27 protein-coding genes are annotated in these 25,209 nt (G+C 64.3%); 7 read left to right on the forward strand and 20 right to left on the reverse strand.

What is annotated here, in order from left to right:
• Positions 1-99 precede the first annotated feature (99 nt).
• The 4 genes from B9N43_RS13800 to B9N43_RS13815 all read left to right on the forward strand — a co-directional run bounded on the left by B9N43_RS13800 (position 100) and on the right by B9N43_RS13815 (position 4,973).
• Complete coding sequence (locus B9N43_RS13800; protein WP_222428743.1) at positions 100-684, forward strand: energy transducer TonB; 585 nt, start codon at positions 100-102, stop codon at positions 682-684.
• Between the two features lie 62 nt (positions 685-746).
• A complete protein-coding gene (locus B9N43_RS13805; RefSeq protein ID WP_222428744.1) occupies positions 747-3,089 on the forward strand; it encodes a TonB-dependent receptor in 2,343 nt (780 codons plus the stop codon).
• A 79-nt stretch (positions 3,090-3,168) separates the two neighbouring features.
• Positions 3,169-4,296 (forward strand): alpha-hydroxy acid oxidase, encoded by a 1,128-nt coding sequence (locus B9N43_RS13810; RefSeq protein ID WP_145842768.1) that lies wholly within the window; start codon positions 3,169-3,171, stop codon positions 4,294-4,296.
• A complete protein-coding gene (locus B9N43_RS13815) occupies positions 4,290-4,973 on the forward strand; it encodes a Fe2+-dependent dioxygenase (protein WP_145842769.1) in 684 nt (227 codons plus the stop codon). The genes B9N43_RS13810 and B9N43_RS13815 overlap by 7 nt, the downstream gene beginning before the upstream one ends.
• A 31-nt stretch (positions 4,974-5,004) precedes the next feature.
• On the opposite strand, the gene lnt is transcribed toward B9N43_RS13815, so the two are convergent.
• From lnt to B9N43_RS13840, 5 genes are all read right to left on the reverse strand, one after another.
• On the reverse strand, positions 5,005-6,504 hold the full coding sequence (lnt, locus tag B9N43_RS13820; RefSeq protein ID WP_186453835.1) for an apolipoprotein N-acyltransferase: 1,500 nt from the start codon (positions 6,502-6,504) through the stop codon (positions 5,005-5,007).
• A 63-nt stretch (positions 6,505-6,567) separates the two neighbouring features.
• A complete protein-coding gene (locus tag B9N43_RS13825; protein ID WP_186453836.1) occupies positions 6,568-7,671 on the reverse strand; it encodes a cold-shock protein in 1,104 nt (367 codons plus the stop codon).
• An 83-nt stretch (positions 7,672-7,754) separates the two neighbouring features.
• Complete coding sequence (locus B9N43_RS13830; RefSeq protein WP_145842772.1) at positions 7,755-8,183, reverse strand: RDD family protein; 429 nt, start codon at positions 8,181-8,183, stop codon at positions 7,755-7,757.
• Positions 8,116-8,505 (reverse strand): hypothetical protein, encoded by a 390-nt coding sequence (locus tag B9N43_RS13835; protein WP_145842773.1) that lies wholly within the window; start codon positions 8,503-8,505, stop codon positions 8,116-8,118. Before B9N43_RS13835 ends, B9N43_RS13830 begins: the two co-directional genes overlap by 68 nt.
• A 29-nt stretch (positions 8,506-8,534) precedes the next feature.
• The gene (locus B9N43_RS13840) at positions 8,535-9,068 is read right to left on the reverse strand and encodes a hypothetical protein (RefSeq protein WP_186453838.1); all 534 of its coding nucleotides are present in this window, start codon (positions 9,066-9,068) and stop codon (positions 8,535-8,537) included.
• A 165-nt stretch (positions 9,069-9,233) separates the two neighbouring features.
• Here B9N43_RS13840 and B9N43_RS13845 point away from each other — a divergent pair, with 165 nt between their 5' ends.
• Complete coding sequence (locus B9N43_RS13845) at positions 9,234-9,587, forward strand: helix-turn-helix domain-containing protein (RefSeq protein WP_145842775.1); 354 nt, start codon at positions 9,234-9,236, stop codon at positions 9,585-9,587.
• Positions 9,588-9,649: 62 nt separating this feature from the next.
• Here the strand turns inward: B9N43_RS13845 and B9N43_RS13850 are convergent, their stop codons facing one another.
• From B9N43_RS13850 to B9N43_RS13895, 10 genes are all read right to left on the reverse strand, one after another.
• Positions 9,650-10,507, reverse strand: a complete 858-nt coding sequence (locus B9N43_RS13850; protein ID WP_145842776.1) for an HlyC/CorC family transporter — start codon at positions 10,505-10,507, stop codon at positions 9,650-9,652.
• A gap of 11 nt (positions 10,508-10,518) precedes the next feature.
• On the reverse strand, positions 10,519-10,995 hold the full coding sequence (ybeY, locus tag B9N43_RS13855; RefSeq protein ID WP_261379336.1) for an rRNA maturation RNase YbeY: 477 nt from the start codon (positions 10,993-10,995) through the stop codon (positions 10,519-10,521).
• Entirely contained in the window at positions 10,985-11,986 is a 1,002-nt protein-coding gene (locus B9N43_RS13860) for a PhoH family protein (protein WP_145842779.1), read from the reverse strand. Before B9N43_RS13860 ends, ybeY begins: the two co-directional genes overlap by 11 nt.
• Positions 11,983-13,320, reverse strand: a complete 1,338-nt coding sequence (gene miaB / locus B9N43_RS13865; protein ID WP_145842780.1) for a tRNA (N6-isopentenyl adenosine(37)-C2)-methylthiotransferase MiaB — start codon at positions 13,318-13,320, stop codon at positions 11,983-11,985. Before miaB ends, B9N43_RS13860 begins: the two co-directional genes overlap by 4 nt.
• A gap of 33 nt (positions 13,321-13,353) precedes the next feature.
• Positions 13,354-13,827, reverse strand: a complete 474-nt coding sequence (gene nudB, locus B9N43_RS13870; RefSeq protein ID WP_145842781.1) for a dihydroneopterin triphosphate diphosphatase — start codon at positions 13,825-13,827, stop codon at positions 13,354-13,356.
• Positions 13,824-14,270 (reverse strand): barstar family protein, encoded by a 447-nt coding sequence (locus B9N43_RS13875; RefSeq protein ID WP_145842782.1) that lies wholly within the window; start codon positions 14,268-14,270, stop codon positions 13,824-13,826. Before B9N43_RS13875 ends, nudB begins: the two co-directional genes overlap by 4 nt.
• Entirely contained in the window at positions 14,267-14,614 is a 348-nt protein-coding gene (locus B9N43_RS13880) for a ribonuclease domain-containing protein (protein ID WP_145842783.1), read from the reverse strand. The genes B9N43_RS13875 and B9N43_RS13880 overlap by 4 nt, the downstream gene beginning before the upstream one ends.
• Positions 14,614-16,413 carry an aspartate--tRNA ligase gene (gene aspS, locus B9N43_RS13885; RefSeq protein WP_145842784.1) on the reverse strand — a complete coding sequence of 600 codons (1,800 nt, stop codon included), beginning with the start codon at positions 16,411-16,413 and terminating at the stop codon, positions 14,614-14,616. Before aspS ends, B9N43_RS13880 begins: the two co-directional genes overlap by 1 nt.
• Before the next feature lie 61 nt (positions 16,414-16,474).
• Positions 16,475-17,095: a DUF502 domain-containing protein gene (locus B9N43_RS13890; protein ID WP_145842786.1), complete on the reverse strand. Its 621-nt coding sequence runs from the start codon at positions 17,093-17,095 to the stop codon at positions 16,475-16,477.
• Between the two features lies 1 nt (position 17,096).
• The gene (locus B9N43_RS13895; RefSeq protein WP_145842787.1) at positions 17,097-17,372 is read right to left on the reverse strand and encodes an FmdB family zinc ribbon protein; all 276 of its coding nucleotides are present in this window, start codon (positions 17,370-17,372) and stop codon (positions 17,097-17,099) included.
• Between the two features lie 166 nt (positions 17,373-17,538).
• Here B9N43_RS13895 and B9N43_RS13900 point away from each other — a divergent pair.
• Positions 17,539-18,293 (forward strand): IS5 family transposase gene (locus tag B9N43_RS13900; protein WP_145841296.1). Its coding sequence is split into 2 segments (ribosomal slippage): positions 17,539-17,860 and positions 17,860-18,293, totalling 756 coding nucleotides; the frame shifts between segments, so codons are not numbered across the junction.
• Between the two features lie 7 nt (positions 18,294-18,300).
• Here the strand turns inward: B9N43_RS13900 and B9N43_RS13905 are convergent.
• The 3 genes from B9N43_RS13905 to B9N43_RS13915 form a co-directional block, all read right to left on the reverse strand.
• Positions 18,301-19,158 carry a prepilin peptidase gene (locus tag B9N43_RS13905; protein WP_145842788.1) on the reverse strand — a complete coding sequence of 286 codons (858 nt, stop codon included), beginning with the start codon at positions 19,156-19,158 and terminating at the stop codon, positions 18,301-18,303.
• Positions 19,158-20,375, reverse strand: coding sequence for a type II secretion system F family protein (locus B9N43_RS13910; protein ID WP_145842789.1), 1,218 nt, complete (start codon positions 20,373-20,375; stop codon positions 19,158-19,160). The genes B9N43_RS13905 and B9N43_RS13910 overlap by 1 nt, the downstream gene beginning before the upstream one ends.
• Before the next feature lie 113 nt (positions 20,376-20,488).
• A complete protein-coding gene (locus B9N43_RS13915; protein ID WP_145842790.1) occupies positions 20,489-21,319 on the reverse strand; it encodes an inner membrane protein YpjD in 831 nt (276 codons plus the stop codon).
• A gap of 39 nt (positions 21,320-21,358) precedes the next feature.
• Between B9N43_RS13915 and ffh the strand changes: the two genes are divergently transcribed.
• Positions 21,359-22,714 (forward strand): signal recognition particle protein, encoded by a 1,356-nt coding sequence (gene ffh / locus B9N43_RS13920; RefSeq protein ID WP_145842791.1) that lies wholly within the window; start codon positions 21,359-21,361, stop codon positions 22,712-22,714.
• A 148-nt stretch (positions 22,715-22,862) separates the two neighbouring features.
• On the opposite strand, the gene B9N43_RS13925 is transcribed toward ffh, so the two are convergent.
• Together B9N43_RS13925 and B9N43_RS13930 are read right to left on the reverse strand one after the other, a co-directional pair.
• Positions 22,863-23,480, reverse strand: a complete 618-nt coding sequence (locus tag B9N43_RS13925; RefSeq protein WP_145842792.1) for a lytic transglycosylase domain-containing protein — start codon at positions 23,478-23,480, stop codon at positions 22,863-22,865.
• Entirely contained in the window at positions 23,459-25,195 is a 1,737-nt protein-coding gene (locus tag B9N43_RS13930; protein WP_145842793.1) for a proline--tRNA ligase, read from the reverse strand. Before B9N43_RS13930 ends, B9N43_RS13925 begins: the two co-directional genes overlap by 22 nt.
• Between the last annotated feature and the right edge of the window lie 14 nt (positions 25,196-25,209).

The raw sequence follows: 25,209 nt of genomic DNA on the forward strand, positions 1-25,209 counted from the left end.
TGCAATCACTTTGCATGAAAGGTCATGGTCACTACGGAAGGGCTCCATCAATGGCGAACGGAGGAGACTCGGCGTCCCGCCCGATCCCGGTCGGCCGGGATGCTCGTGATGGTTGCGGTGCATGCGGCGCTGGCCCTGTCTTTGCTGTTGGGACAGCGGTTTGTGCCCACCTCGGTGGATGACGCGGCGCCGATGATGGTGCAGATCGTCGCCCAGTCATTGCAGGAGACTGTCAGGGCCGCCGAGAAGGTGCGCCCCGCGCCCGAGGTTTCGAAAGTCCAGGTGACGCAGCCTGTCGCAGAGCCGGTGCCCGAGCAGGCGGTGAGTGTGCCGCAACAGGCCGCGGTTCCGACCCCGGTGGCGAGCAGTAAGAACTCGTCCGCCGAACCGCTGCCGACGACGACACAGCCCCGATTCGATGCCGCCTATCTGAACAACCCGACGCCGATCTATCCGAACCTCTCCAGGCGGCTCAAGGAGCAAGGAACGGCGCTGCTGCGGGTGCATGTCAATGCGGATGGCAGCGTAGCCCAGATCGAACTCAGCCGCAGCAGCGGCTATGGACGGCTTGATCAGGCAGCCATCGAAGCCGTGCGTCTATGGCGCTTCGTCCCGGCACGACGGGGTGACTTGCAAATGGCCGCCTGGGTTGTCGTGCCCATTGATTTCTCGCTGACCGGATGACTGGCTCATTCTGGCGGCACGAAAAATAAAAAATGATGTCCCCCCTACGGAGAAAACCCTCGATGAAAAAAAACATGGAAAGAAAACCTGGAAGTTTCAGGACGCCGGCACCTGTCGCCAACCCCACTGCGCCCAAATTCGCCATGACGGGCGCCGGCCTGGCTTTCGGATTGACAACCGCGCTATTCATTCCCCATGGCGCCCACGCGGAGAGCGGGGAGACCCGGCTGGGTACGGTGAAGGTCACCGGCAAGGCCATCGACCCCAACCCCAACGCCGAGCCGGGCGTGCCCTACAAGGCCAAGCTTTCGGGCGACGAGCGCCATCTGCGTCCCCTGGCCGAGACTCCTCAGACCATCACGGTCCTGACCCAGACCCAGCTCCAGGATTCAGGCCGCAGCGACCTGCGCGACATCCTTCGCGCCCAACCCGGCATCACCTTGGGCACGGGTGAAAACGGCAACGCCTTCGGCGACCGCTACATCATCCGCGGCCAGGAGGCCAGGAGCGACGTGTTCGTGGACGGCCTGCGTGATCCTGGCATGACGCTTCGCGAAAGCTTCGTGGTGGACCAGATCGAAATCACCAAGGGCCCCAGCGCCACCTTCGCCGGCCGCGGGGCCACCGGCGGGGCGATCAACTCGATCACCAAGCAGGCAACCACCGACACCGATTTCACCAAATTCTCGGCGGGCATCGGCACCGATTCCTATCAGCGCTTCACCGTGGACGCCAACCGTGCGCTCAACGATGAGATGGCCCTGCGGGTGAATCTGCTCAGCGCCTCCCAGGACGTTCCCGACCGCGGCCCCGCCAACCGCAAGCGCGACGGCGCGGCCCTGTCCTTCAACTACACGCCGACCGACAAGTTCTGGCTGACGGCCGACTACTATCACCTGGACGCCAAGGACAAGCCCGACCTGGGCACCTATTTCGCCAACGGCGCTCCGGTGAAGAACATCCCCGTCTATCTGCAGGGCCAGGATTTCCTCGAGTCCAGGACGGACACCTACACCCTGCGTCTGAACTACCAGGCCCGGCCCAATCTGCGCATCAGCAACCTGACCCGCTACGGCCAGAGCAACAACGGCTACGTCACCACCGGCGCGCGGGGGAGCACCTTCGGCGCCGCCGACCCCAACGCCGGCAAGTCCACCATCACCCTGAGTTCCCACCAGGGCTGGCAGGATGTGGACTACTTCGCCAACCAGACCAACGTTTACCTCGACCAGGACATCGCCGGCCTCAAGCACCAGTTCATCTTCAGTCTCGAGTACGCCGATCACAAGGTGCTCAACGGCAACTACAGCGTCGCCAACAGCGGCCAGAACTGCATTACCGGTAACGGCGCCAGCAACAACGCCTGGTGCGTGATCAACGGCAGCGGCGCTACCGTGGGCAACATCCGCAACCTGATGAACCGCCGGATCTCCAAGGGCGCCTGGGACATCGACTGGAAGGTCAAGACCCTCTCCCTGGCGGCCATGGACACGGTGGACCTCAATGACAAGTGGACCCTGTTCGGCGGCCTGCGCTATGACCGTTTCGACTACGACAACACCGTGGTCAGCGGCGGTACGGCCACCGACTACAAGCTGAAGGATGGCCTCTGGAACGGCCATCTGGGTGTGACCTACAAGTTCCTGCCCTACGCCAACGTCTATGCCACCTACAGCACCGCCAGCGACTTCAATGGCGGCGAGTCCGACGTCGGCGCCAACTGCGGCTATGGCGGCGTCTGCGTGCCCAGCGGCGGCACGGCCGCCGACCGCCTGGCCATGTTCGCCCGCAGCAAGCCGGAGCTGTCCGAGAACCTCGAAGTGGGGACCAAGTGGAACCTCTTCGACGGCAAGCTTCTGGCCACCGCGGCGGCCTTCCAGGTCACCAAGAAGGACGTGATGGAGAACACCACCAGCAACAACTACGCGACCACCGGCAGCATCAACACCGGCAAGTATCGCGTCGAGGGCTACGAGCTCTCCCTGGTGGGACAACTGACCGACAAGCTCAGCACCCAGGCGGGCCTGACCATCATGAGCTCCCAGTTCCTCGAGTCCCAGGTGTCCGCCAATGTGGGCAAGCGTCTGGCCAACTTCCCCAAGCGCTCGGCCACGGCCCTGCTCAACTACCAAGCGACCCCGGCCATCGGCTTCGGCGGCGGCGTCACCTACACCGGAGAGAAGTATTCCGGCAGCCCCGAGTCGGTGGCCGGCAACTTCAAGGTGCCCGGCTATACGGTCTATGACCTGTTCGCCACCTACCGCATCAACGCCCAGTGGCGGGCCCGCCTCAACGTCAACAACGTAACCAATCAGAAGTACTACCTGGCGACCTACACGGCCGGCTTCTTCACCTACCTGGGTGATGCCCGCAATGTGCGCCTGACCCTGAACTACGATTTTTGACACATCATCCACACCCGGCCGGCACGCTCTGGCGTGGCGGCCGGGTGTGGGCGGGATGGGAATACCAAGAGGGGAGCGAATGGGGCAGACGGAGCGGATTCCGCAGGAAATCCAATGTGCCGAGGATTACGAAAATCTGGCACGGCGCTGCATCGCGGAAGCCGATTACGCGTACATCGCAGGTGGCAGCGCCAGGGAAACGACCCTGCGCGCCAATACGGATGCCTTCGCCGAATTGTTGATCCTCCCGCGCCTGCTGCGGAATGTCACTGCCGGTCATACGCGGCTGCAAATCCTGCAGCGAACCTGGCAGCATCCGATGCTTCTCGCTCCCGTCGCATTCCAGGGGCTTGTCCGCCCCCAGGGGGAATGCTTGACTGCGGCGGCTGCCGAGGCCAGCGATACCTGCATGGTGCTGAGCACCCTGGCTTCCTGCCCCCTGGAGGAAGTGGCCCGCCATGCGGGGCGAGAGCGCTGGTTCCAGCTTTATTTCCAACCTCGGCGGGAAACGACCGAGGATCTGGTGCGGCGCGCCGAGCGTACCGGTTACGGCGCACTGGTGGTCACGCTGGATACCTCGATTCAAGGCCCCAGCCGCCGTGCCGTGGGCGCCGGATTCACCCTGCCGGAAAACGTTCGCCCCGTCAATCTGGACGGTTATCCCGAACCGCCGCGGATAACGCTCGCGGAGACCGATAGCCGCATCTTCCAGGGCATGATGCGCGAGGCGCCGATCGAAGCGGATCTCCGCTGGCTCATGGCCCAAACGACCTTGCCGGTGCTGGTGAAGGGGGTGCTGCATCCAGAGGATGCGCGGATGTTTCAGGACATGGGGGTTGCCGGCCTGATCGTCTCCAATCATGGCGGCAGGGGGCTGGATGGCGCGCCTGCGAGCCTGTACGCGCTCCCGGCAATCAGGGCCGCGGTGGGGGAGGCGCTTCCGGTGCTCTTGGACGGTGGAATCCGGTCGGGCACCGATGTCTTCAAAGCCTTGGCCTTGGGGGCGGATGCTGTGCTGATCGGCCGCCTGCAGGTCTATGCGCTGGCGGTTGCCGGTGCTTTGGGCGTCGCCCATCTGATGAAACTGCTGCGTGAGGAACTGGAGGCCTGCATGGCCATGGCCGGCTGCGCGACTTTGGCAGAGATCGGACGTGCGCATGTGACCTGGAAATCCCATCTATTGGACGAGAGGCGAACGACATGCTGATATCAATCGACAAGGTGCTCGACAAAGAGGAAGTGCGGCGCTTCAGAGCGCTTCTCGAAGCCGCCCAATGGCAGGATGGCGCGAATACCGCGGGAACCCTGGCGGTATCCGTGAAACGGAATCTCCAACTGGAAGATGGCGCCGAACCGGCGGCGGAGCTGGGCGATTTCATCCTGCGGCGGCTGAGCGCCCATGGCCTGTTCGTATCGGCGGCGCTGCCGAGCAAGGTTTATCCGCCGAAATTCAATTGCTACCGGAACGGCGGCCACTACGGAACCCATGTCGATAGTGCGATCATGCAGGTTCCCGGCACGTCCGTGACGGTCAGGAGCGATTTGTCGGCGACGCTTTTCCTTGCCGAGCCTGACGAATACGAGGGCGGAGAACTGGAGATCGAAGGACCATTCGGCATCCAGTCCGTCAAGCTGGCGGCGGGCAACATGGTGTTGTATCCCTCAAGCAGCTTGCATCGGGTATCCCCGGTCACGCGGGGGGCGAGATTCGCCGCGTTTTTCTGGATTCAGAGCCTGGTGCAGGACGAAGGCGCCAGGACCCTGTTGTTCGATCTGGACCAGGCGATCCAGGGGCTGACCGCGGCCGGCCGGCATGACGATCCCCATCTGTTGAAATTGACGGGGGTGTATCACAACCTTTTGCGGCGCTGGGCCGTGACCTGAACGAACGGGCAAGCCCGAGACCGGAGGCGAGTCATGCCGTCCGTGTGGCCGGCGTGGCGCGCCCCTGCCGGCGGCGCACGCGCCAGGCCGGCACGCAGGCCAGCAGCGCCAAGCCGACGGCCGCCTTGTTGCCGTGGCGCATGTAGGGCGTGATGCCGGCGTGACCCTGGACCGACACCACCAGGGCGTCGGTGCGGAAGGCGGGCAGTACGGCGGTGACCCGGCCGTCGGGGGCGATGGCGGCGGTCATCCCGGTGTTGGTGGCGCGCAGCATCGGCCGTGCGGTCTCCAGGGCGCGCAGGCGGGAGATCTGCAAGTGCTGGGGCTGGGTCAGCGAGTCGCCGAACCAGGCGGTGTTGGAGAGATTGATCAGCAGCGTGGCGGCCGGCAGGGCGCGCAGGATTTCCTCGCCGAACAGATCCTCGTAGCAGATGTTCGGCGCCACCCGCTGGCCGCCGATGGTCAGCGGTGGCTGCCGGGGCGGGCCGGCGCTGAAGTCGGAAAGCGGTATCCGCACCAGGCCGAAGAACCAGGCGAAGCCGGGCGGCACGTATTCGCCGAAGGGCACCAGATGGCGCTTGGCGTAGGTCTGCAAGCCGCCTCCCGGCGTCAGCGCCACGGCGCCATTCACGTAGCCGCCGCCGGCCTGGCGCAGCGCCGTGCCCAGCAGCAGCTCGCCCTTGCCCGCCAGCGCCGTCAGGTAGTCCAGCGGAATCTGGTCGAGGAACAGGGGAATCGCGGTTTCCGGCAGCACCGTGAGTTGCGCCGGATGCGCCGCGGCCAGGCGCCGGTAGCGCTCCAGCGACAGCGGCAGCTGTTCCGGGTTCCACTTGATGCTCTGCGGCACGTTGCCCTGGAGCAGCGCCACGTCCAGTGGCGCACCCACCGGATGGCTCCAGGGCACCAGGCGCAGCGCGGCGCCGCCGACGATCAGCGCCAGCATCAGCGGCAGGGTCAGCCGGTGCGGCGGCTGCGCGGCCGCGCGGTCGAGGCCGGGCGCGGCCAGCGCCGCCATCAGGGCCACGATGGCGCCGACGCCATAGACCCCGAGGATGGGTGCGAAGCCGGCCAGGGGGCTGGGCGGCGTCTGCGAATAGCCCAGGGCCAGCCAGGGGAAGCCGGTGAATATCCAGCCCCGCAGCCATTCGCCGAGCGTCCACAGGCCGGTCAGCAGCAGGGCGTCGGGAAGGGGCTGCCGAGTGCGCAGGCGCCCGTAGCCGTAGCCGACCAGGGCCGGGAACAGGGCCAGCACCGCACAAAAGAGCAGGGTGGCGACCGCCGCCAGCGGCGCGGCCATGCCGCCCACGTCATGCAGGCTGACATAGACCCAGGACACCCCGACGAGGAAGAACCCCAGCCCCCAGGCCAGCCCGAGCAGTGCGGCGGACCGGGCGGAGCCGGCGCGGCGCCAGAGCGCGAACAGGCCCGCCAGGGTGAACAGCGGCAGCGGAAACAGCTCCAGCGGGGCGAAGCCCGCCACCGTGGCGGCGCCCAGGGCGGCGGCGAGGGGCCAGTGCAGATGTGGTTTCATTCTTGCGGGTGGCGGCGATTCCGCCGCAGCGATGGATGACGCCGGATTCTAGCGCCGGAAAATTCAACGCTGGTTTGCCAGCCCACTGACCTGACTCTGCCAGAAGGCAAGGGTAGAAGGTTTGATCGACGAAAAGAACAAGGCTGCCAGTAAACCCTCGCAGATACGCCAGCCCCAGCTCGGTGTCAGGAACATCACATAGAGAGTAGCGACAGAAATGATGGTGAGTTGTGCTCGTTCAATGGGTTTTGCTCGCATCTCGTAGTCGTGCAACCTGGCAGCGTAATCTGCGATTCGGCGATTGAGTCCAAGAAGTGAAGCATGGGAATACCATCCGGACGAGCTGCGTCTGCCAACGGTTGCCAGCCGGCCAGAAAAGAAATGCACGGTGTAGTAATGGGTGCCCTTGCCGCTGTCGGAGGATTCACTGCGAGTCGCCTTCTGGTAAGTGAGTTCCAGAATGGCATTCGCACCCAACGTTACGGCGAGACCGAGTGCGGCGGCTTTTGCTGTATCCAAATTGCGGGACTCATGGCCGCACACGGTCCAGTTCGTCTCTTCCAGGATTTCCCATCCACGGATGTTGTCATACTTGGAAGTCATGACCTCTACCGGCAACTCATAAAGCCAATCAGATGAAGCCACGCAGACGGTTGCACGTTTTGCACGATAACCCCTGGGTGTCGCCACCGAGTCGAATTCAATTTGATCGCCCGGCTGAATAGTGGCCGAACGACTCCGCGAAAGTAGGTCGCTGGCTCGAAGCAAGTAGTCGTTGCCGTCGTCTCCTTGGACAAAACCATATTGTTTGGCCGCTAACCAAGTCGAAACTCTTCCACAGAAGCGGCCCTCACCTGATGCTTTCATATCGGCAGTCGGCTGCCATAAAGAGGCCTGGGGACTGAAAAATTGATTGGGTGTCGGAATTGATTCAGGTTTCCCGGGGTTGAGTTTCCAGCGGGCCTCCCATTGCTGGATGACCCGTAGCGAATACCATGCCGACAGTAGTTGCCCAACTCCAAGCAATATTCGGAATGGCGATAGCCAGGTCTCAAAGTTGGGTCTGGCTGAACCACCTATCCATACCCAAACCGGATAGATCAAATGGGCTGTGCCAGCCAGGACTATCGCGTAAACGAAAATCCGGCTGGTAACTTGAAGTGCCACCTTACCGTATAACCAGTATGGCGATGTGGGGAGGCCTTCAGCTGTGTCGGCTGGCGAGTCAAATCCCATTCTGAAGATGGCAATTAAGCCCTTACAACTTGCGTTCCAGCGATAATGTCATGCAGACATCTGCGCCGCTTGCCAAAAATCCAGAACGTGTCTGCATACATCAGAGCCATGCCTGCATATGGAATATATGGAAGAGAAGCGAGTGGCAGGTAACGCTTAAGCAGTAGGGACTTCAAGTTTGGCTTGCTGCCATCCAGATTGGCAATCCGGATGCCCATGACCTTCTTGCCAATCGTCTGCCCCTTCTGTTGTAGAAGCTTCCAATTGACGGTGAAGTAGACCGCATAACCAGCCAAGGCAATCGCGATGGTCAACATGGGCGGAGGCGATATGCCGGCCTCGATGTTGCTTACGTTGAGATAGTCGAGGTAACCACTAAAGTAGGCGATCGGTATCCTGCTCAGTTGAACTCTTCTTGCCCTGACGCATCGTGCAATCGGCATTTGCCTGACTTACCACTTGCTCTGCATGGGTAGCATCGCCTTTATCCGTCATGATGACCACCACATCTTCTTCAGTAAAACCTGCCACCACTTCTTTGGCATAGCATGAACAGAATTCCTTAAGCTTCGCGGGGCTCGGTATATTGGCTGCGGCAGACTTCTTGCAGGTTTTCACGAATTCCGGCTTCAGTGCGTCCCATTCTTTTCCCTGGAGCGCATAAGCCGGCGCTATTAGCGAAATACCCAAAAGCATCAGAATGCATTGGACGGAACCGGATGTATCGAATGTCATCGGCTTTGCAATGGATTTGATCAATCGCATGAATACTCTTTCTCGGTTGTCGCAGTGGATCAGAACTGACTTTGCTGTTTTCTCTGCTTCTCGGCGTTCTCTTGCCGGCTGCGGCTATTGAAGGCCGCCAGGAGATCATCGGAGAGATAGCGCACTTCCATGGTGAAGCTCATGTGGGGGGCATCCACGTCAATGGTGGATGTTCCCTGTTTGAAGCGGGCGAAGGCGTCGCCGACGAAGGGAATGTTCCGTTTCACGGTCTTGTATTTCTCGCCCAACATGCCGACCATGCGTTTGACGTTTTCCGACCCCATGCCGCCCTTGGGCAGGGTCATCAGCACGCCTGCCAGGCGATTGGTCTTGTCGAAGATGAAGGTGATGCTGGACAGACCGTCGATGTCCAGTCCTTCACCATCGCCCTTGAGCATGGGGCCCTCGGAGTAGGCGTTGATGCCGCTGTTAATGAGACGGGTACGCTTGCCGATGCTCTGCTGAACTTGATCCAGGGTGGCAGCCCCGATTTCGACGCCCAGGGGCGCGGCGTTGTTGCCGGCAAAAGCGGTGGTGGCAAAGGCGATGGCGACGAGTGCCACAAGGTGAGTCAACTGTCGGATCATGTGCGCTCCCTTTGAATTCAATGTCATTTGTAACAGCCGGAAAGTAATTTTATATATTTTATTTGTATAGGCAATACAAATAACATCATTCCACAAAATATGATGAAACTCGACTATCCCTGTCTTTAGCGGACGCTGACGATGGGTAGATCGAAGAAACGCGAATCTTCTTTGGCTGTGATGTTGGGCGGGCGGATTCGGGCGCTGCGACAGCAACTGCAATGGACCCAGGAGGATCTTGCCGGCCGGCTGGGTGTCGAGGTGAACACCGTCAGTCGTATGGAATGCGGGACGCATCTGCCCTCGCTACAGCGACTGGAGGAGATTGCCGATATTCTCGATGTGCCGCTTGCGTTCCTCGTTGGAGCGGCTTCGTCACATCCCAAGGATCAGGTAACGCAACTGAATGATGTGCTGGTGGGCCTGTCGGAGTCGCAGCGGAAATTCATTCTCGATATCGCCCGCCAGCAATCCGAGTTTTTCAAAGCCAAGTAAATTGGCTCAGGCCCCTTCGGAAGATATTGAATGAGAGGTACCGGGCGTCAGTGCGGCGCGCTTCACGTCGCGCCGCTGCTCGACAATGCCAGTGCCAGGTCGCGCTGGGCATCCACCAGCAGGGTATGCACGCGCCGGCTGTCGGCGCGCAGCACTTGCAGCTTGAGGCCGTCGAGCTGCACCACCTCGTTGCGCTTGGGCAGACGGCCCAGTTGCTTGATGATCAGGCCGGCGACGGTGTCGCAGTCGGCGTCGGAGAATGTGGTGCCGAAGGCGCGGTTGAAGTCGGCGATTTCGGTGATCGCCTTGACCCGGTAGCGGCCGGCGTTGTCCAGCACGATGTTGTCGGCGGTCTCGTCGAAGTCGTATTCGTCCTCGATGTCGCCGACGATCTGTTCCAGCACGTCCTCGATGGTGACCAGGCCCGCCACGCCGCCGTATTCGTCGACGACGATCGCCATGTGGTTGTGGTTGACGCGGAATTCCCGCAGCAGCACGTTGAGGCGTTTCGATTCGGGAATGAACACCGCCGGCCGCAGCGCGCTTTTGAGGTCGAACTCCTTGCCGGCGAAGTAGCGCAGCAGGTCCTTGGCCAGCAGGATGCCCACCACGTCGTCCTTGTTGGCACCGATGACGGGAAAGCGGGAATGGCTGGTTTCGATGATGAAGTTGGCGATGGCGACGGGAGCGTCGCTGACGTCCACCACGTCCATCTGGGAGCGGGGCACCATGATGTCGCGTACCGTGGCCTCGGAAACCGCCAGCGCGCCCTCCATCATCGACAGGGCGTCGGCATCGACCAGGCTGCGCTCGAAGGCGCGGTGCAGCAGTTCCAGAAGTTGTTCGCGGTCTTCCGGCTCCCGCAGCAGCAGGGCCGAAAGCCGCTCGATCAGTCGCGGGCGGCTACTGGAAGGGTCCATGACAAGAGCAGTTAAACATAAGGATCGGGGTAACCCAGCCGGGCCAGAATCTCGCGTTCGCGCCGTTCCATCAATTCCGCTTCCGCATCGCCGGCTTCGTGGTCGTAACCCTGTAAATGCAGCATACCATGCACGATCAGGTGGGCGAAGTGGGCGTCGGCGGCCTTGCCCTGCGCTTCGGCTTCCTTCAGCACCACGGGCAGGCACACCACCAGGTCGCCGATCGTGACCGGGTCGGCCTCGTAGGGAAAGGACAGCACGTTGGTCGCGTAGTCCTTGCCGCGAAAATCGTGATTCAGTTGGCGGCCCTCCCCGGCATCGACGAAGCGCACGGTGACTTGTGCCGGGCCTTCGCAGGCGGCCTGCGCCCAGCGCCGGATGCGCGGACGCGAGGGCAGGGCGGGGAGAGCGGACAGGGTGTCGTCGGCGCAGGCGTACTGCACGGCGAGGGAAAGGGCGGGGCGTGCGGCGCCGGCGCTATTTTTCACCGCCGGTCCCATGCCCCTCGGCCTGCGCGCGGCGCTTTTCCTCCATGATGTTCTTCTCGTACGCGGCGACGATCCGCGCCACCAGCGGATGGCGCACCACGTCGGAAGCGTCGAAGTCGGTGAAGGCCAAGCCGCGCACGTCCTTGAGGATGCGGCGCGCCTCCGCCAGGCCGGACTTGTGGCCGCGCGGCAGGTCCACCTGGGTCACGTCGCCGGTGATCACGGCCTTGGCGCCGATGCCGATGCGGGTGAGGAACATCTTCATCTGTTCCGGCGTGGTGTTCTGCGCCTCGTCGAGGATGATGAAGGCGTGGTTCAGGGTGCGCCCGCGCATGTAGGCCAGCGGGGCGATCTCGATATGGCCCTTCTCGAACAGGCGTCCCACCTTGTCGAAGCCCATCAGGTCGTAGAGCGCGTCGTAGAGCGGGCGCAGGTAGGGATCGACCTTCTGCGCCAAGTCGCCGGGCAGAAAGCCCAGGCGTTCGCCGGCTTCCACGGCGGGGCGGGTGAGCACGATGCGCTGCACCAGGTCGCGTTCGAAGGCATCCACCGCGCAGGCCACCGCCAGGTAGGTCTTGCCGGTACCGGCCGGGCCGATGCCGAAGGTGATGTCGTGTTCCTGGATCTGGCGCAGGTACTCGACCTGGTGGGGGGTGCGGCCGTGCAGATCGTTGCGGCGGGTGATCAGGCCCGCCGGCGGCAGCGGCGGCCGGCCGCGGTTGGCGATTTCCACCAGGCCCAGTTGGATGTCCTCGATGCCGATCGGCTCGCCGCAGAGCTCGTAGAAATGCTCCAGGGCCTGGGCCGCCAGCCGCGCCTGGGCGGGCTCGCCGCCGATGCGGCAGACTTCGCCGCGGCGGGCGATGGTGACGTCGAAGGCCGTGGCGATCTGGCGCAGGTTCTCATCGAGCGGACCGCACAGATTGGCCAGCCGGGCGTTGTCCACCGGCTGCAGCGTCACGTCGACAGTCCTGTTGCGCGGCGCGGTCACGATTCCCGGATCCGAAGCTCGCCGCGCAGGCTGTGCGGCAGCGCGGCGGTGATGGTGAGTTCGATGAACTGGCCGATCAGTCGTGGGTGGCCGGGGAAGTTCACCACCCGGTTGTTGTCGGTGCGGGCGGCGAGTTCGCTGGCATCCTTCTTCGCGTGGCCTTCCACCAGCACCCGCTGCACCGTGCCCACCATGGCACGGGAGATCTCCAGCGCCTTGGCCTCGATGTGCTGCTGGACGCGGATCAGGCGCCGGGTCTTGACCTCTTCCGGCGTCTCGTCGGCCATCTCCGCCGCCGGCGTGCCGGGGCGGGGGCTGTAGATGAAAAAGAAGCTGTTGTCGAAGCCGACGTCCTCGATCAGCTTCATGGTCTTCTCGAAATCCTCTTCCGTCTCGCCGGGGAAACCGACGATGAAGTCGGACGAGAGTGAAATGTCCGGCCGCGCCGCCCGCAGCTTCCTGACGATGGACTTGTACTCCAGCACCGTGTAGCCGCGCTTCATCGCCGCCAGCACGCGGTCCGAGCCGGACTGCACCGGCAGGTGCAGGTGGGAGACCAGCTTCGGCACCCGGCCGTAGACGTCGATCAGGCGCTGGCTCATCTCGCGGGGATGGGAGGTGGTGTAGCGGATGCGCTCGATGCCGGGCATCTCGGCGATGGTCTCGATCAGGAAGGCCAGGTCGGCGGTCTCGTCGCCGCCTTCCATCGTGCCGCGGTAGGCATTCACGTTCTGTCCCAGGAGGGTCACTTCCTTGACGCCCTGCTGCGCCAGGCCGGCCACTTCGGTCAGGATGTCCTCCATCGGCCGGGAGACTTCCTCGCCGCGGGTGTAGGGCACGATGCAGAAGGTGCAGAACTTGGAGCAGCCTTCCATGATGGAGACGAAGGCCGCCGTGCCCTCGACCTTGGCGGCGGGCAGATGGTCGAACTTCTCGATCTCGGGGAAGGAGATGTCCACCTGCGACTTGCCGCTCTCGCGCCGTGCGGCGATCAGTTGGGGCAGGCGGTGCAGGGTCTGCGGACCGAACACCAGGTCGACATACGGCGCCCGCTTGACGATGGCGTCACCTTCCTGGCTCGCCACGCAGCCGCCGACGCCGATCAGCAGCCCGGGATTCTTCTGTTTCAGGTGACGGACCCGGCCCAGGTCGTGGAACACCTTCTCCTGCGCCTTCTCGCGCACCGAGCAGGTGTTGAACAGGATGATGTCGGCTTCTTCGGGGTCGTCGGTCTTGACCGTGCCTTCGCCGGCGGCGAGCACGTCCGCCATCTTGTCGGAATCGTATTCGTTCATCTGGCACCCGAAGGTACGGATGAACACTTTCTTGGTCATGGGGAATCGAAAAACTGCGGGGGAATGAATGAATTATACGTCTGCGCCGCAGGCGGTGAGGACGGGCAGCATCTCGGGCAACATCAGGATCGCGTCGCGGTTGCTCCAGGAGAAGCAGGCCGCCGCCGCCTCGCGCCAGGGCAGCCAGCGCTGATCCCGGTGCTCGTCGGGCGCCACGGCGACCGGGATGGCGTTGGGCAGGCACAGGCTGAACACGTGCTCCTGGTTGTGGCTGACGCCCGGCGCGTAGCGATGGCGCCACTGGAGAAAGATTTCATAGCGGTTGCTGATGCGCCAGTCGCGCAGGTCCATGGCCTGCGCTGCGATGCCGGTTTCCTCGCGCACTTCGCGCAGGGCGGTGGCGGCCAGGGTTTCGTCGCCCTCCTGGCTGCCGGTGACCGACTGCCAGAAATCCGGATGGTTGGCGCGTTCCAGCAGCAGCACCTCCAAGGCCGGGGTATGGATCACCACCAGCACCGACACCGGGCGCTTGAAGCTCATGGTCATCGTGGGATTGGCGGTAGCCAGGCCAGGCCGTCGGCGCGCAGGTCGACGAAGCACCAGAAGGCGACGCCCTGTTCGCGCCATTCGGCGGCGGCGTCGGCGAAGACCTGGAGGGTGGCGACGAAATCCGCCTCGGCGCGGCCGTGGATGCCGTCGCAGTGATCCAGCAGTACCAGATAGCCCTCGCCCGGCTGCCAGCCCAGGTCGGCCAGGCAGTCCAGCAGCGCGTCCAGATTGCGACCGAACCACTCGGGGAACGCCATGGCCCGGCCGATCGCCGTCAGCAGTCCGTCCTTGTCCGCGACGGCGGCCAGGTCCACCGGGAACACCACGTAGCCGTCGGCTTTCGCCGCCTCGACCAGGGCCGCGCGGCCGTCGGCGGGGAGGTGATAGACCCCGGCGTGGGCGACTTGCCGCAGCAGTTCCCGCAGATCTGTGTGGCTCATGGGCGGATGCTCAGGAAATGGCGATAGTGATCGGGGCTGTAGTAACGCTCGCCATCGCCGCCGGCGACGATGCGCCGCGCGCCGCGGTCGCGGCTGCCAGGAGTGGGCACGGTGTACTCCCGGTAATAGTCGCGCGGCGCCGCGGGCAGGCGCCGCTCACGGTTGCCGAAGACGATGCCGTCGCGGCGGTAGGGGAAGGGGCCGTCCTCGTCGATCAGGCGCAGCGTCTGGCGCGCCTCGGGCGGCAAGTCCTGGTACGCGATCGCGCGGATTTCCCGCGCCGCGGCCGGCCCCAGCAGGGCGGCCAGCAGCAGGGCGAGGAAAAGCCGCAGCAGTCCGGCCATCAACCCTTGCCGACTTCCACCTGGGTTTCCACTTTCTGCCGCAGGCGCACGTGCAGTTCGCGCAGCTGCTTCTCATCCACGCTGGACGGTGCGTCGGTGAGCAGGCACTGGGCGCGCTGGGTCTTGGGGAAAGCGATCACGTCGCGGATGGATTCGGCGCCGGTCATCATGGTGACGATGCGGTCCAGGCCGAAGGCCAGGCCGCCGTGGGGGGGTGCGCCGTACTTGAGGGCGTCGAGCAGGAAGCCGAACTTCGTCTGCTGTTCCTCGGGACCGATCGCCAGTGCCTCGAACACCTTGGCCTGGACGTCGGCCTTGTGGATCCGCACCGAGCCGCCGCCGATCTCCCAGCCGTTCAGGGCCAGGTCGTAGGCCTTGGCCAGGCACTGGCCCGGGTCGGTCTGGAGGAATTCCTCGTGGCCGTCCTTGGGCGCCGTGAAGGGGTGGTGGCAGGCGGTCCAGCGACGGTCCTCCTCGTCGTACTCGAACATCGGGAAGTCCACCACCCAGACCGGCTCCCAGGCCTTGCCGTTCATGTAGCCCTTCTCGTGGCCGAGCTTGACGCGCAGCGCGCCCAGCGCGTCGTTGACGATCTTGGTTTTGTCGGCGCCGAAGAAGATCAGGTCGCCGTTCTGGGCGCCGGTGCGCTCCATGATGATCTGCAGCGCCCGCTCGTGGAGGTTCTTGACGATGGGGGATTGCAGACCGGTCTCGTTCAACTGGCTGGCGTCGTTGACCTTGATGTAGGCCAGACCCTTGGCGCCGTAAATCTTGACGAACTCGGTGTAGCCGTCGATCTCGCCGCGCGACAGGCCGGCGCCATTGGGAATGCGCAGGGCGGCGACGCGGCCGCCGGAGGTGGCGGGGCCGGAGAAGACCTTGAAGGCGACGTCGGCCACCGCGTCGGTGACGTCGGTGAGTTCCAGGGTGACGCGCAGGTCGGGCTTGTCGGAGCCGAAGCGGCGCATGGCTTCCGCGTAGGTGATGCGCGGGAAGGGGCTGGGCAACTCGACGGCCAGCGTCTGCTGGAACACCGTGCGGATCATCTCCTCCATCAGCGCGGTGATCTGTCCCTCGCCCATGAAGGAGGTCTCGATATCGACCTGGGTGAACTCGGGCTGGCGGTCGGCGCGCAGGTCCTCGTCGCGGAAGCACTTGGTGATCTGGTAGTAGCGGTCGTAGCCGGCCACCATCAGGAGCTGCTTGAACAGCTGCGGCGACTGGGGCAGGGCGAAGAACTGGCCGGGGTGCACGCGGGAGGGCACCAGGTAGTCGCGGGCGCCTTCCGGAGTGCTCTTGGTCAGCATCGGGGTTTCCACGTCCACGAAGCCGTTGTCGTCGAGGAAGCGGCGGAAGGCGCGGGCCACCTGGTAGCGCAGCATCAGGTTCTTCTGCATCTGGGGGCGGCGCAGGTCGATCACGCGGTGGGTCAGGCGCACGTTTTCCGAGAGGTTCTCGTCGTCGAGCTGGAACGGGGGCGTGACGGCGGCGTTGAGGATCTCGATCTCATGGCAAAGCACTTCGATCTCGCCGGAGGCCAGGTTGGGATTCTCGGTGCCGGCCGGGCGGCGGCGCACCTTGCCGGTGATCTTGAGTACGAACTCGCTGCGCACGGTCTCGGCGCGGCTGAACATCTCGGCGCGGTCCGGGTCGCAGACCACCTGGGCCAGGCCTTCGCGGTCGCGCAGGTCGATGAAGATCACGCCGCCATGGTCGCGGCGGCGGTGCGCCCAGCCGCAAAGGGTGACGATCTGATCGGTAAGGCCGGCATTCAGTTGGCCGCAGTAGTGGGTACGCATGGCTTGTCCAAAAAATGAAAAACCGCCTGGCGGCGGGGTTGCGGGCTAGGGTATTCGAAACCTATTCGTTCTGGGCGTGGCCGAGGGGGTTGCTCATCGGCGGGGCGACGACGCCCATGGAAATGATGTACTTGAGCGCCTCGTCGACGCTCATGTCCAGCTCGATCACATCGGCCTTGGGCATCATCAGGAAAAAGCCGGAGGTGGGGTTGGGCGTGGTCGGCACATAGACGCTGACCCACTCGCCCTGCAGGTAATTCACCACGTCGCCGCCGGGCTGGCCGGTCAGGAAGGCGATGGTCCAGCTGCCCTTGCGCGGATATTCGACCAGTAGGGCCTTGCGGAAGGCTTCGCCGCTGGAGGAGAAGAGGGTGTCGGAGACCTGCTTGACGCTGTAGTAGACCGACTTCACCACCGGGATGCGGGCCAGCAGGCCCTCCCAGAAACGGATCAGGCGCTGGCCGATGATGTTGGCGGTCACCAGGCCGGTGACGAACACCACCAGCAGGGTCAACAGCACGCCGAGCCCCGGCACGTAGAAGCCGAGCAACCGCTCCGGCCGCAGATCGTGCGGCAGCAGCAGCAGGGATTGATCCATGGTGCGGACGATCGCCGCCAGCACCCAGGCGGTGATCGCCACGGGTACCCAGATCAGGAGGCCGGTGATGAAATATTTTTTCAAGTCAGCCGCACGACGTGGCATTGGGCGTGGCGCTGGGACAGGCGCCGGTGCCGCCCTGGCAGGGCGGCGGGTTGTCGTTCTTGGGCGCGGGTGCGCCGCCCTTGAAGTCGGTGGCGTACCAGCCGCTGCCCTTGAGCTGGAAACCGGCGGCGGTCAATTGTTTGCTGAAACTTTCCTGTTTGCACTCGGGACAGGTCGTGAGCGGCGCGTCACTCATCTTCTGCATGACGTCCTTCTCGTGACCGCAATTCCCGCAGCGATAAGCGTAGATGGGCATAGGCAGCTCCGCGAAAAGGGGCGAATTATAGCGTAAGGGCCTCTGGCGAAAGGGTTTCGCACAAGGCCGCCCCGCATGGCATGCGACATCAGATGGGGACGGCTGGCGCTAGGGTCTGTTCACAGTATCGGATTTGTGTTTACATCCTGGAATTTGGACGTAAGCAATGGATCGGGACATGTTGAGCGATGCACAGTGGGCGCGGATTTCGGAGTTGTTGCCAGGGAAGCCCACGGACAAGGGAGGGCGTGCCGTGGATAACCGTTTATTTGTTGAGGCGGTGCTATACACCGCCCGGGTAGGCAACCCCTGGCGTGATTTGCCGCCGAAGTTTGGCAACTGGCACTCTGTGTATGTGCGCTTTGCACGATGGGAAGCCAATGGGGTTTGGTCGCGAGTGGCCGAGGCCCTCCGAGGAGAAGCAGACCTGGAAGAGCTCTTCATCGACTCGACAGTGGTACGTGCGCACCAGCACTCAGCGGGCGCATCAAAAAAAACGGTGGCGATCAGGCGATCGGTCGGTCGCGTGGCGGACTGACCACCAAGATCCATGCGTGCGTGGATGCCCTGGGTAATCCGCTGCGCCTGATCCTCACCGGTGGTCAGGTGGCCGACATTACGCAAGGCCCCGCACTGGTCGATGCCTTGGTTACCGACGCAGTGGTCGCCGACAAGGGATACGACAGCAACGCGTTTGTCGACACCATCGCCCGCATGGGCGCTGAGGCCGTCATTCCACCCCGCAGCAATCGCCCCACGCCGCGTGAGTTCGACCGAGAGCGCTACAAGGCGCGTAACCTGGTCGAGCGATTCTTCAATCGGCTCAAGCAATTTCGCCGACTCGCCACACGTTACGACAAGCTCGCCAACCGCTTCAATGCATTCTTGCATCTGGCATGCACCTATATCTGGCTACTGTGAACACGCTCTAGAGCAAGAGGCCCAGCCAGGCGCGGTTCAGGTCGGCGCCCCAGAACAGGGCGATCACGCCGGCGGCCGCCAGATAGGGGCCGAAAGGGATGGGAACGTTGCGGCCGTGGCGGGCGAGAACGATCAGCAGGATGCCCACCAGCGCGCCGACGAAGGAGGAGAGCAGGATCGTCAAAGGCAGCATCTGCCAGCCCAGCCAGGCGCCGATGGCGGCCAGCAGCTTGAAATCCCCGTAGCCCATGCCCTCCTTGCCGGTGGCGAGCTTGAATCCCCAATACACCAGCCATAGTGACAAATAGCCGGCCATGGCGCCGATCACGGCGCTGGGCAGGCTGGTGAAGGTGCCGCCCAGGTTGAACAGCAGGCCGGCCCAGAGCAGGGGCAGGGTGATGTCGTCGGGCAGGAGCTGGGTGTCGAAGTCGATCCAGGTCAGGGCGATGGCGGCCGCCAGGAACAGCAGGGCGCCGGCCAGCGACCAGCCGGGGCCCAGTTTCCAGGCGGCCAGGGCGAACAGCGCGCCGGTCAGGGCTTCCACCAGGGGGTAGCGCGGGCTGATCGGTGCCCGGCAGGCCCGGCAACGTCCTTTGAGGAACAGCCAGCTCAGGAGCGGGATGTTCTCCAGGGCGGAGATGGCGTGGCCGCAGGCCGGGCAGCGCGAGGCCGGCCGGGAGAGGGACAGCGGCTCGCCGGCCGGCAATTCTTCGCCCCGCAGTTCGGCGCACTGGATGGCCCAGTCGCGTTCCATCATTTTTGGCAGGCGATGGATCACGACATTCAGGAAACTGCCGACGATCAGTCCCAGCAAGGCGCAAACGCCGATCCAATAGGCGGGGGGCAGAAGGAGCAGGTTTTGCATCAAACCACGGCGCCGAGCTTGAAGATCGGCAGGTACATGGCCACCACCATGCCGCCCACCACCACGCCGAGGAAGGCCATGATCAGCGGCTCCATCAGGCTGGAGAGACCTTCCACGGCATCATCCACCTCGGCTTCGAAAAAGTCCGCCACTTTGCTTAGCATGCCGTCCAGCTGGCCGGACTCTTCGCCGATGGCCACCATCTGCAGGACCATGGAAGGGAAGACGTTGGTGTTCTGCATCGCCACCGTGAGGCTGTTGCCGGTGGAGACCTCGGCCTGGATCTGTTTGGTGGCGGTGGCATAGACATAATTGCCCGCGGCGCCGCCGACGGAGTCCAGCGCTTCGACCAGGGGCACGCCGGCGGCGAACATGGTGGACAGGGTCCGGGTCCAGCGGGCGACGGTGGCTTTCATCAGCAGGTCGCCGAAAACCGGCAGCCTGAGGGACAGCCGGTCCATGAAGATCTGTACCTTGCGGGAGCGCTTCCAGAGTCTGAGAAAACCATAGACGCCGCCGCCCAGGCCGCCGAAGATGATGTACCAGTACTGGACGAAAAAGTCCGAGATACCCACCACCACCAGGGTCGGCGCCGGCAGGTCGGCGCCGAAGCCGGCGAATACCGATTTGAACTGGGGCACCACGAAGATCATCAGGATCGCCGTCACCACGAAGGCCACCAGGACCACGGCGATCGGGTAGAACAGGGCGCTCTTGATCTTGGACTGGATGGCGAGGATCTTTTCCTTGTAGGTGGCCAGCCGGTCCAGCAGCATTTCCAGGATGCCCGCCTGCTCGCCGGCCTCCACCAGGTTGCAGAACAGCAGGTCGAAGTACATGGGGTACTTGCGGAAGGCCTGGTTCAGGCTGGAGCCGGTTTCCACCTCGGTCTTGATGTCGAGCAGCAGCTTGGTCACGGCGGGGTTGGAGGAGCCCTTGCCGACGATGTCGAAGGACTGGAGCAGAGGCACGCCGGCTTTCATCATGGTGGCCAGCTGGCGGGTGAACAGCGTGATGTCCTTGTCGGTGACCTTGCCGCCGCCGCGGTTGGACTGTTTCTTGACCTTGCCGACCAGGATGCCCTGGCGCCGCAGCGTGGCCCGCACCACGGCCACCCCGCCGGCGCGCATTTCGCCGCGCATGATGCGCCCCGTCCTGTCCTTGCCTTCCCAGGCAAAGTTGAATTCTTTTTTCTTATCGTCCTTCGCCGCGGCCATGAAGGGCTCCTTTTACCGGATGTGCCGGAATCCATGCCATCTGGATTCCAGTCAAGCACTTCGCAGAGTGCCGGATGGTACCAGATGGGTTTTGCGGGCAGAGAGGGAGGAGATCACGCCATGCGGCCGAGGAGGATCTCCAGCACGAAGCGGGTGCCGACATAGGTCAGCAGCAGCACGGCGAATCCGGTCAGGGTCCAGCGCAAGGCGATGCGGCCGCGCCAGCCGCGCAGGTGCCGGCCGGCCAGCAGCGCCGCGAAGATCAGCCAGGAGAGGATGGCGAAAACCGTCTTGTGGTTGAGCGCGATGGCTTTGCCGAACAGGGTTTCGGAAAACAGCACCCCCGACGCCAGGGCCAGGGTGAGCAGGACGAAGGCGACGTGGATCAGCCGGAACAGCAGGGCCTCCATGGTCAGGAGCGGCGGCAGGCCCGCCAGCAGGGGCGAAAGCCGGCCCTGGTGCAGGTTCCGTTCCGCCACCGTCATCAGCAGCGCGTGCAGGGCGGCCAGGGTGAACAGGCTGTAGGCCAGCATGGAGGTGAGGAAATGAAAGCGGAAGGCGGCGGAGTGGGCATTGACCAGCACATGCTGTTCGGGAATCAATGCCGGCAGCAGGGAGCACAGCGCGGCCAGGGGCAGGCCCAGGATCTGCAGGCCCTCCATGCGGGCATAGAAGCTTTCCAGCCAGTACAGCAGCAGGGCCAGCCAGAACATCACCGAGAGCGCGATGGCGAAACCGAAACGCATGGTGTCGCCGTCGAAGATCGACAGCTGCAAGGTGCGGCCGTGCAGGGCCAATGCCACCGCCAGGGCCACCCGTTCCCAGGTCCTCAGGCCGCGCCGGGGCTGGTCGAGCGCGGGACCGCGCCACCGGCTGTGCCAGAAATGGACACCGAGCGCCAGGTAAAGGGTCGTGGTGAGGACATGCAGTAGAATTGCTGGCATCCCGCAAGTCTAACCGATCCCGCTTTTCCGGTATTCCCCATGCTCGACAATCTCACCCAGCGGCTCGCCAAGGTCGTCAAGAACCTGCGTGGCCAGGCCCGGCTTACGGAAGACAACATCACCGAGATGCTGCGCGAGGTGCGCATGGCGCTGCTGGAGGCCGACGTGGCCCTGCCGGTGGTCAAGGACTTCATCGCCCGGGTCAAGGAAAAGGCGGTGGGCCAGGAGGTGGTGGGCGCCCTTTCCCCCGGCCAGGCCCTGGTCGGGGTGGTGCACCGGGAACTGACCGAGATCATGGGTGGGCAGGCGGTCGGCCTCAATCTGGCGACCCAGCCGCCGGCCGTCATCCTGATGTCCGGCCTGCAAGGGGCGGGCAAGACGACGACGACCGCCAAACTCGGCAAATGGCTGAAGGAACGGCAGAAGAAAAAGGTGCTGGCCGTGAGCTGCGACGTCTATCGTCCCGCCGCCATCGAACAGCTGAAAACGGTGTCGGCGCAGGCCGGCATCGATTTTTTCCCCTCCTCCGGGGAGCAGAAGCCCGCCGCCATCGCCGCCGCCGCGCTGGACTACGCGAAAAAGCACTACTACGACGTACTGTTCGTCGACACCGCCGGCCGACTGGCCATCGACGAGGCGATGATGGCCGAGATCCAGGCCCTCCACGCCCAGCTCGACCCCGTCGAGTGCCTGTTCGTGGTCGATGCGATGCTCGGCCAGGATGCGGTGAATACCGCCAAGGCCTTCAACGACGCACTGCCGCTGACCGGGGTGATCCTTACCAAGCTGGACGGCGACGCCCGTGGCGGCGCGGCGCTTTCGGTGCGCCACGTGACCGGCAAGCCGCTCAAGTTCGCCGGCATCGGAGAGAAGCTCGCGGGCCTGGAGGAGTTCCATCCCGAGCGGATGGCTGCCCGCATCCTGGGCATGGGCGACATCCTGGGCCTGGTCGAGGAGGCCCAGCGCAGCGTGGACCAGGAAAAGGCCAAGGACCTGGTGCAGAAGATGAAGTCCGGCAAGGGCTTCGATCTCAACGATTTCAAGGATCAGATCGCCCAGATGCGCAAGATGGGCGGCCTGTCCTCGCTGCTCGACAAGCTGCCGGCCCAGCTCGGAGGCCTGGCCCAGCAGGCTGGCGGCGCCGTGGAGGACAAGGCGATCCGCCGCATCGAGGGCATCATCAATTCGATGACGCCGGCGGAGCGCTCCAAGCCGGAACTGATCAAGGCCAGCCGCAAGCGCCGCATCGCCGCGGGAGCTGGGGTTCAGGTCCAGGAAGTGAATCGTCTCCTGACCCAGTTCGAGCAGACCCAGAAGGTGATGAAGCAGTTTTCCAAGGGTGGCTTGGCGAAGATGATGCGCGGCATGAAAGGGATGTTGCCCGGGATGCGTTGAAGCGCATCCCGGGCAACATCCCTGCGGGGAACTGGACCACCCATCCCCCAACCCCTTCCCCGAGGGAAGGGGTATCGGGCAGAGCCCGCTACCCAAGGGGATTGGGGAGCCATCCCCCCTGCCCCTTCCCATGGAAGGGGGTGGCTGATCAGCGGGCGGGTTCGATGACCTGGGGACCCCAGTGCCAGTGCTTTTCCCAGGCGCCGCGGACCATGTTGGGATATTCGGCCTGGCCCAGGCTGCCGTTGTAGCGGCCCAGGGTGCGGAACAGGTCGCCTTTCTCGATGCCCAGGTAGTGGCGCAGGATGGTGCAGCCATAGCGCAGGTTGGTGCGCATCTCGAACAGGTTGTCACCGGGCCGGCCGATCAGCTTGATCCAGAACGGCATCACCTGCATGTAGCCGCGGGCGCCGGCGCTGGAGACGGCGTATTTGCGAAAGCCGCTTTCCACCTGGATCAAGCCCAGTACCAGTTGCGGATCGAGGCCGGCGCGGGTCGCCTCGTAATGGACGGAGCGCAGGAAGTCGATGCGGTATTCCCGGTCGGGCAGTTTCTTTTCCAGACGCCGGGACATCTCCGTCAGCCAGTTCACCGCCTCCAGCGGATTCTGGAAGGAGCTTTGCGGCGGTTTCTGGTCGGCGATGCTGCGTGACAGCGCGGCTTGCACGCTGGCCGCCAGGGGCTCGTACTGCTGGGCGCCGGCCAGGGCGGCGGTACCCCGCAGGAACAGGGCGAGGAACGCGGTCAGGCGCAGGGCTGGGGGCATAGGCGCTGCGCAATGAAGGCCGGAAGCTCCTCCCGCGCCAGCATTTGGGCGTCCGCGTCGGTGCGTCCCTTGTACTCCAGCATGCCCTCCTTCAGGCCCCGTTCGCCGACCACGACGCGATGGGGAATGCCCACCAGTTCCCAGTCGGCGAACATCGAGCCGGGGCGCTCGTCGCGGTCGTCCAGCACCGCGTCGATGCCCAGCGCGAGGAGTTCCGCGAGCAGGGTGTCGGCGGCTTCCCGCACGGCTTCCGACTTGGCGTAGCCCATGGGTACGATCGCCACTTCGAAGGGGGCGATCGCGGCGGGGAAGACGATGCCGCGCTCGTCGTGGCCCTGCTCGATGGCGGCGCCGACGATGCGGGAGACGCCGATGCCGTAGCAGCCCATTTCCATCACCTGCTCCTTGCCTTGTTCGTCGAGGAACCTGCAGTTCAGGGCTTCGGCGTACTTGGTGCGCAGCTGGAAGATATGGCCCACTTCGATGCCGCGGCACAGGGCGAGCCTGCCCTGGCCGTCGGGGGAGGGGTCGCCTTCCACGACGTTGCGGATGTCCGCCACCTGGGCCGGTTCGGGCAGGTCCCGGTCCCAATTGGCGCCGGTGAGGTGGTAACCCGCCTCGTTGGCGCCGCAGACGAAGTTGTCCATCGCGGCGACGGTGCGGTCCGCCACGACGTGGGCGTTGTTCACGCCCACCGGGCCAATGTAGCCGGGGCGGCAGCCCAGGGCGGCCTCGATTTCCTCGTCCCGGGCGAAGCGGAACTCGCCGATCACCTTCTGGGCCTTGATCTCGTTCAGTTCGTGGTCGCCGCGCAGGAGCAGCAGCGCGAAACGGCCGGGGGCGTCCTCGGCCAGTTCGGTGCGGATCACGGCGATCGCCTTGACGGTGCGGGTGAGCGCGGTACCGAGGAAGTCGGCCACGTCCTCGCACTTGATCTTGCCCGGCGTGGCGGCCTTGGTCAGCGGCTCGACGGCGCCGCCGCGGGGCGTGGACGGTGCCAGGGCTTCGGCCAACTCGACGTTGGCGGCGTAGGCGGAGTCGGGGCAGTAGGCGATGGCGTCCTCACCGGTGGCGGCGATGACGTGGAATTCATGGGAGCCGGTGCCGCCGATGGAGCCCGTGTCGGCGGCCACGGCGCGGAAAGAGAGGCCCAGGCGGCTGAAGATGCGGCCGTAGGTCTGGTACATGTTCTGGTATTCGCGCTCCAGGTCGGCGTAGCTGGTGTGGAACGAATAGCCGTCCTTCATCAGGAATTCGCGGCCGCGCATGACGCCGAAGCGGGGGCGGATCTCGTCGCGGAACTTGGTCTGGATCTGGTAGAAGTGGCGCGGCAGCTGTCGGTAGCTCTTCACCTCCTTGCGCACGAAGTCGGTGATGACTTCCTCGTGGGTGGGGCCGATGACGAAATCCCGCTGATGGCGGTCCTTGAAGCGCAGCAGTTCGGGGCCGTACTTGGGGCCGCGCCCGGATTCCTCCCAGAGTTCGAAGGGCTGCACGGCCGGCATCAGCAGTTCCAGGGCGCCGGCCCGGTTCATTTCCTCGCGCACGATGCGCTCCACCTTGCGCAGCACCCGCAACCCCAGCGGGGTCCAGGTGTAGATGCCACCGGCCAGGCGGCGGATCAGGCCGGCCCGCATCATCAGCTTGTGGGAGACGACCTCGGCGTCGGCTGGGGCTTCCTTGAGGGTGGCGATGAAAAACTGGGATGCGCGCATGGCTGTTCCGGTGC

Source organism: Denitratisoma sp. DHT3, assembly GCF_007833355.1.
GTDB lineage: Bacteria > Pseudomonadota > Gammaproteobacteria > Burkholderiales > Rhodocyclaceae > Denitratisoma.

Excerpts from the sequence above, each read along its gene's own strand:
- B9N43_RS13800 (WP_222428743.1), top strand. The coding sequence starts at position 100 with ATGCTCGTGATGGTTGCGGTGCATGCGGCGCTGGCCCTGTCTTTGCTG.
- B9N43_RS13805 (WP_222428744.1), top strand. The coding sequence starts at position 747 with ATGAAAAAAAACATGGAAAGAAAACCTGGAAGTTTCAGGACGCCGGCA.
- B9N43_RS13810 (WP_145842768.1), top strand. The coding sequence starts at position 3,169 with ATGGGGCAGACGGAGCGGATTCCGCAGGAAATCCAATGTGCCGAGGAT.
- B9N43_RS13815 (WP_145842769.1), top strand. The coding sequence starts at position 4,290 with ATGCTGATATCAATCGACAAGGTGCTCGACAAAGAGGAAGTGCGGCGC.
- lnt (WP_186453835.1), bottom strand. The coding sequence starts at position 6,504 with ATGAAACCACATCTGCACTGGCCCCTCGCCGCCGCCCTGGGCGCCGCC.
- B9N43_RS13830 (WP_145842772.1), bottom strand. The coding sequence starts at position 8,183 with ATGCCGATTGCACGATGCGTCAGGGCAAGAAGAGTTCAACTGAGCAGG.
- B9N43_RS13835 (WP_145842773.1), bottom strand. The coding sequence starts at position 8,505 with ATGCGATTGATCAAATCCATTGCAAAGCCGATGACATTCGATACATCC.
- B9N43_RS13845 (WP_145842775.1), top strand. The coding sequence starts at position 9,234 with ATGGGTAGATCGAAGAAACGCGAATCTTCTTTGGCTGTGATGTTGGGC.
- B9N43_RS13850 (WP_145842776.1), bottom strand. The coding sequence starts at position 10,507 with ATGGACCCTTCCAGTAGCCGCCCGCGACTGATCGAGCGGCTTTCGGCC.
- miaB (WP_145842780.1), bottom strand. The coding sequence starts at position 13,320 with ATGACCAAGAAAGTGTTCATCCGTACCTTCGGGTGCCAGATGAACGAA.
- nudB (WP_145842781.1), bottom strand. The coding sequence starts at position 13,827 with ATGACCATGAGCTTCAAGCGCCCGGTGTCGGTGCTGGTGGTGATCCAT.
- B9N43_RS13875 (WP_145842782.1), bottom strand. The coding sequence starts at position 14,270 with ATGAGCCACACAGATCTGCGGGAACTGCTGCGGCAAGTCGCCCACGCC.
- B9N43_RS13880 (WP_145842783.1), bottom strand. The coding sequence starts at position 14,614 with ATGGCCGGACTGCTGCGGCTTTTCCTCGCCCTGCTGCTGGCCGCCCTG.
- aspS (WP_145842784.1), bottom strand. The coding sequence starts at position 16,413 with ATGCGTACCCACTACTGCGGCCAACTGAATGCCGGCCTTACCGATCAG.
- B9N43_RS13895 (WP_145842787.1), bottom strand. The coding sequence starts at position 17,372 with ATGCCCATCTACGCTTATCGCTGCGGGAATTGCGGTCACGAGAAGGAC.
- B9N43_RS13905 (WP_145842788.1), bottom strand. The coding sequence starts at position 19,158 with ATGCAAAACCTGCTCCTTCTGCCCCCCGCCTATTGGATCGGCGTTTGC.
- B9N43_RS13910 (WP_145842789.1), bottom strand. The coding sequence starts at position 20,375 with ATGGCCGCGGCGAAGGACGATAAGAAAAAAGAATTCAACTTTGCCTGG.
- B9N43_RS13915 (WP_145842790.1), bottom strand. The coding sequence starts at position 21,319 with ATGCCAGCAATTCTACTGCATGTCCTCACCACGACCCTTTACCTGGCG.
- ffh (WP_145842791.1), top strand. The coding sequence starts at position 21,359 with ATGCTCGACAATCTCACCCAGCGGCTCGCCAAGGTCGTCAAGAACCTG.
- B9N43_RS13925 (WP_145842792.1), bottom strand. The coding sequence starts at position 23,480 with ATGCCCCCAGCCCTGCGCCTGACCGCGTTCCTCGCCCTGTTCCTGCGG.
- B9N43_RS13930 (WP_145842793.1), bottom strand. The coding sequence starts at position 25,195 with ATGCGCGCATCCCAGTTTTTCATCGCCACCCTCAAGGAAGCCCCAGCC.